At 47.0% G+C, this 643-nt stretch carries 1 pseudogene; it reads right to left on the bottom strand.

Features of this window, described 5'->3' with window-relative positions:
- Window positions 1-643: pseudogene (locus tag J7R10_RS10070) on the bottom strand (hypothetical protein); the annotation flags it as partial.

The raw sequence follows: 643 nt of genomic DNA, 5'->3' as shown, positions 1-643 counted from the left end.
AAGCTAGCAAAAGAATTCCATAACGTTCCTAAAAAGCTTATGATGGTATCCCAATTTTTGTAGAGCAGATATCCAGCTCCGACAAGCGCCGCAATGCCCCCGATTATCCAACCGATAGGAGTGGTCATGATTGCGACACCAAGTGATATAAAAGCAGAACCAACGGCGGTTATTGCTGAAAGCAGAGAGCCTATAAGAGTCGCAGCAAGTGAAAGTAGAGCTGAACTAACAGAGACTAAGGCTGAAAAGAGCGTTCTTGCAAGAGTTACAGCAAGCTTCATAAATGCTGAACAAACTGAGCCTATTGCTGAAAGCAGCGATCCAGCAAAAGCAACAGCAAGTCTGATAACAACTGCGCCACCCTTTAGTTCATCAGGCTCCAACCAAAGCTTACCCAAGGGGATATCAAGGGGGACATCTTTTTTGGGGGTGGCATGAATGAGAACAGAAAAAGAGGCTGCTTGCTTGCCGTCCACATCGCCAAAATCTGTTCGTGCTGCAACAAGAAGCGCCGTGCCCCTCGGGGAGGGCTGATAGTGATTACCTGAATGGTGATAAACACCATCCAAAACCTGTTCGACAGGCGCTACAGCATAGCATCTTCGAAAGCCAATTACGGCATTTTGGCTGTCTCTTAACACGA

The sequence above is a fragment of the Bartonella vinsonii subsp. berkhoffii ATCC 51672 genome, assembly GCF_902825225.1.
In the GTDB taxonomy this organism is placed as follows: Bacteria; Pseudomonadota; Alphaproteobacteria; order Rhizobiales; family Rhizobiaceae; genus Bartonella; species Bartonella berkhoffii.
The sequence above is the reverse complement of the archived record's forward strand: the minus strand, read 5'-3'. Positions and strand labels throughout refer to the sequence as shown.